At 76.2% G+C, this 4,080-nt stretch carries 5 protein-coding genes; 3 read left to right on the top strand and 2 right to left on the bottom strand.

Features of this window, described 5'->3' with window-relative positions; all coding sequences use genetic code 11:
* Both C1A33_RS21495 and C1A33_RS21500 read left to right on the top strand, forming a co-directional pair.
* On the top strand, positions 1-527 hold a 527-nt coding region (locus C1A33_RS21495; protein ID WP_423748117.1), incomplete at its 5' end, for an allophanate hydrolase-related protein.
* Positions 528-561: 34 nt separating this feature from the next.
* On the top strand, positions 562-843 hold the full coding sequence (locus C1A33_RS21500; protein WP_101833208.1) for a metal-sensitive transcriptional regulator: 282 nt from the start codon (positions 562-564) through the stop codon (positions 841-843).
* 63 nt (positions 844-906) lie between these two features.
* Here C1A33_RS21500 and C1A33_RS21505 read toward each other — a convergent pair whose 3' ends face one another.
* Positions 907-1,413 (bottom strand): MarR family winged helix-turn-helix transcriptional regulator, encoded by a 507-nt coding sequence (locus C1A33_RS21505; protein WP_101833209.1) that lies wholly within the window; start codon positions 1,411-1,413, stop codon positions 907-909.
* A gap of 119 nt (positions 1,414-1,532) precedes the next feature.
* Here C1A33_RS21505 and C1A33_RS21510 point away from each other — a divergent pair, with 119 nt between their 5' ends.
* Positions 1,533-2,195 (top strand): alpha-ketoglutarate-dependent dioxygenase AlkB, encoded by a 663-nt coding sequence (locus tag C1A33_RS21510; protein ID WP_101833210.1) that lies wholly within the window; start codon positions 1,533-1,535, stop codon positions 2,193-2,195.
* A gap of 190 nt (positions 2,196-2,385) precedes the next feature.
* On the opposite strand, the gene C1A33_RS21515 is transcribed toward C1A33_RS21510, so the two are convergent.
* Positions 2,386-4,080, bottom strand: a 1,695-nt coding sequence (locus C1A33_RS21515) for a WD40 repeat domain-containing protein (RefSeq protein ID WP_480014658.1), incomplete at its 5' end; no start/stop codon positions are given.

Genomic DNA, 4,080 nt, shown 5'->3' on the forward strand with positions numbered 1-4,080 from the left:
GCACACCACCCTCCCCCCGCACGACTCTCTCCCCCGGCACACCGCCGGGCTTCCTCGATCTGGCCGTCGTCGGCGCGCACCTGAGCGGCCAGCCCCGCAACGCCGAGCTGGTCCGGCTCGGCGCCGTCCTGCTGCGGCCGGACCGAACCCTGCCCCATTACCGCCTGTACGCGCTGCCCGAACCCGGCCGCGATCCCGGACCCGGACGTGACTCCGCGGCCGTCACCGGCCCCGATCGGGCCCCCGGACTCGGCGCCGGCCGTCCCGGCCTGCTGCGGGTGGCCGACGGCGGCGCGCGGGTGGAGGCCGAGGTGTGGCGGCTGCCGGCGGCGGCGGTCGGCGCTTTCCTGCTCGGCGTCCCGTCCCCGCTGGCCATCGGCACGGTCGAGCTCGCCGGTGGGCCCACCCTCGGCTTCCTGTGCGAGTCCGTGGCGGTCGACGGCGCGGTGGACATCACCGAGCACGGTGGCTGGCGGGCGTACCTCGCGAGGGATCGGCCCGACCCGCTGGCCGCGCGGGTACCGTAGGGGGGTAGTTCACCCTGGGGGAGGCGCGCGGCGGATGCACGGCTACACCAACTCCAAGGACGAGTACACCGCCCGGCTGCGGCGCATCGAGGGTCAGGTCCGCGGGCTCCAGCGCATGATCGCCGAGGACAAGTACTGCATCGACATCCTCACCCAGGTCTCGGCGGCGACCCGCGCCCTGCAGTCCGTCGCCCTCGGCCTGCTGGAGGACCACCTCGCGCACTGCGTCGCCGACGCGGCGGCGCAGGGCGGCCCGGTCGCCGACGAGAAGCTGCGCGAGGCGACCGCGGCGATCGCGCGGCTCGTGCGTTCCTGACGCCTGGCCCGCGCCCACCGGCTGCCGGCCATCCGGCCACCGGGCCGCCTCCAGCCGCCGGGCTCAGCTCGCCGGCTCGCCGCCCCGGTCTCCCAGTTCCTCGACCAGGTTCGACAGCGCGGGCAGCGCCGCCATGATGGCGGCGCGGTCCCGTTCGGCCAGCCGCCCCAGGGCGATGCCCAGGCGCCGCTCGTGGGCCCGCTGCCACCCGGCGAGCGCCGCCGCGCCCGCCGGGGTCAGCCGCAGCAGCGCCGCCCGCCGGTCGGCGGGATCCCGCTCCCGGTGCAGGTAGCCGACGTCGGCGAGCTGCTGCACCAGCGTCGAGACGCTGTTGGGGGCGAGGCGCAGCAGGACCGCCAGCTCACCGACCCGGGTACTCTCCCGCTCGGCCAGGCACTGCAGCAGCTCCACCTGCGCCATCGGGAGGGACTCCCAGGCGTACTCGGTGCGGATGCTGGTGCGCAGGACCCTGCGCAGCCGAGTGACGATCTCCGTGAGTCGGTGCACATCACGGTCGAGGCCGGCCGCCTCGCCCTTCCCGGCGGGGGCCTCGGGGATACGACCGGTCATGCCGGCCTGAAGCTCATCACGTCAACGCCTCCTGATCACGCACGTTACGCCGTTCGGCGGTGGGCCCCTCGAAACTCGTCGCGGCGCCGCGGTCTCGGGCGAGAGGTAGCGTCGGCCCCATGACCGACGCCGCCGGCAGCCCCGCGCAGCGGACGGAGCGAATCTGGCTGGACGACCGGTCGTGGGTGGACGTCACCCGCGGTTGGCTGCCCGACGCCGACGAGTTGTATCAGGCGATGCGCGACGGCCTGTCGTGGCGGCAGGGAACGATGTGGCGCTACGAGCGTCAGGTGACCGAGCCGCGGCTGAGCGCCTGGATCCCCCGCGGCGGTCCGGTGCCGTTCCCGCCGCTGCTGGCCGCGTACCGCCGGCTGCGGCGCACCTACGGCGTGGACTTCGACGGTTTCGGCATGTCCCTCTACCGGGACGGCAACGACGCGGTCGGCCCGCATCGCGACCGCGAGATGCGCTGGCTCGACGACACGATCATCGCCATCCTCACCCTCGGTGCGCGCCGACCGTTCCTGGTGAGGTCCCGTCATCTGACGGCGGGGCGGCGACTGCTCAACGACCCGCACGCGCCCGGCGGCCGGGACCTGTACCCCTCCGGCGGCGACCTGATCGTCCTCGGCGGCCGGGCGCAGGCGGACTGGTTGCACGCGGTTCCCCGGGTCCCCGGTCACGTCGGCCCGCGCATCTCGGTGCAGTGGCGGTGGACGTCGCGCACCGGCCGCCCCGAGCAGGGCCCCGGCTACGGCGCGGCCCGCCACTTCAGCCGCTGAGCCGGGGCGTGGCAGCGTTGTGGCAGCCTCACGCGCCGTCCGTGTCGCGAACTGGGGCCGCCGATGGCGATCGCGTTCCGCGGAACGCATTCCCTTATCAGGGATCGGGTATCAGGATGGCCCGGGCAGCGGGCCCGTGAGACCGGACGGAGGACCCGAACGGCCCGGAGCTCGCAGGTCCGGTCGTGTCTCAGCCGCAGGGTGGCTCGTAGGGACGGTGGCCGAGATAGGTGCGCCACTGGGTCCGGGTGATCTGGTCGCCGACGCGGGCACAGGCCTCGTCCTGGGCGGCACCCAGATCGAGCTGCCACAGTCGGACCACGCCACCAGTGCTGACCACCAGGGTGCCCGCGCGCCCGGCCGGTCCGAACACCCCTGCGCCGATGTCGGTGCCGACCGGGACGGCCGCGCGGCGCACCGGGCCGGCCGGCCGGGTCATGTCCCAGAAGGCCAGCTCCCCGACGGGATCGCCGAGAGCGAGCACCCGGCCGTCCGCGGACAGTGTCGGCACGGGATTCTCGGCGCCGACACCGTCGATCGTGGCGAGCCGGCGCAGCCCGCGCGGATCGCCGAGTCCGTACACCTCGGCCCGGGCCTGCCCGCCCGAGGTGTTCGTCGCCACGAACCAGCGCCCGTCCGGGCTGACGGACAGGCCGTCCACGACCACCGGCTCGGTGCCCGTGCTCGGATCGGCGCCCGGATCGGGGCTCGCCAGCCGCTCGGCGCGCAGCCGGGGGGCGGCCGGGTCGGTCACGTCCCAGACGGCCAGACGGCCTGGGCCGCCCAGCACGAGGGAGCGTCCGTCCGGGGTGAATGCCAGGGTCGTCGCGGCCGACGGCTCGCGTAGCACGGCGCGGGACCGAGGCGCCCGCGGGTCGCTGACGTCCCAGAGCCGGACGGCACCGTCCGCGCCGGCCGACGCGAGTGTCCGGCCGTCCCCGCCGACGGCGAGTGCCGTCACCGCACCGATGTGCGCGCTCACCGCGGCGAGTGCCGCGACCTGGACGGGTGCCGCCCGGACCTGGTCGAGACCGCTGCCCGCGATGATCCGCGGTGGGTCCAGCCGCCACAGCCGGACCGCGCCGTCGGCGCCCGCCGTCACGACGGTGTCCGGCGCCGGCGCGGCCGTCGAGGAGGCCGAGGCCGCCGCCCGCGGCACGACCACGACGGCCCGCAGCTCCGAGCGTGCCGTCCGCGCCGACGGGGAGATGGCGGCGGGGCGGGCGAGTTCCGCGGGAACGGTGGCATGCGGGCTGTCGTCCGTCGGCGGGGCGGTCGCGCGTCCACGCGCGTCGTCGGCGGCGAGCCGGCGGCGGTCGACCGGTGGGGTCTGCGCCGAAAGGTCCGCCACCCGCCGGGCGGCCGCGGGGTCGGCGATGTCCCAGACCGACGCGCCGGTGTCCCCGGCGGCCACGAGGTAGCGGCCGTCGGTGCTGAGCGCGACGCTATGCACGGAGCCGGCGGACGCGGTGATCCGGCGTTCGCCCGCCTCGACGAGGGCACCCGCGGCCATCGAGGTCGGCGAGATGCGAAACGCGGCCACGGCCAACTGTCTGGCGAGCTCCGGCTCGTCGTCCAGCAGCCGGATCGCCGAGCCGGCCGCCTCCCGGGAGACCGACGCGTCCGCGCTGTCCCGCAGGCCGTCCAGGGCCGTGACGACGCCGGTCGTGGCGAGCGCCGAGGACACGGCACCCAGCGCCATCACCCGCCACAGCCAACTCCGGCGGGGCGGGCGGGCGGTCGCCGCCCCGGCAGGCGCCGGCGACTGGTCCCGACCGCCGGCCACACCCGGCGACCTGGCCCGCGAGGCGGCACGCGCCACCGCGGAGCGGGTCTCCCCGAGCAGACGCTGGACGGGCACGTGAACGGGGGCTGGGGCTGGGGC

The sequence above is a fragment of the Frankia canadensis genome (genome assembly GCF_900197875.1).
In the GTDB taxonomy this organism is placed as follows: domain Bacteria; phylum Actinomycetota; class Actinomycetes; order Frankiales; family Frankiaceae; genus Frankia; species Frankia canadensis.

Excerpts from the sequence above, each read along its gene's own strand:
- C1A33_RS21505 (WP_101833209.1), bottom strand. The coding sequence starts at position 1,413 with ATGACCGGTCGTATCCCCGAGGCCCCCGCCGGGAAGGGCGAGGCGGCC.
- C1A33_RS21500 (WP_101833208.1), top strand. The coding sequence starts at position 562 with ATGCACGGCTACACCAACTCCAAGGACGAGTACACCGCCCGGCTGCGG.
- C1A33_RS21510 (WP_101833210.1), top strand. The coding sequence starts at position 1,533 with ATGACCGACGCCGCCGGCAGCCCCGCGCAGCGGACGGAGCGAATCTGG.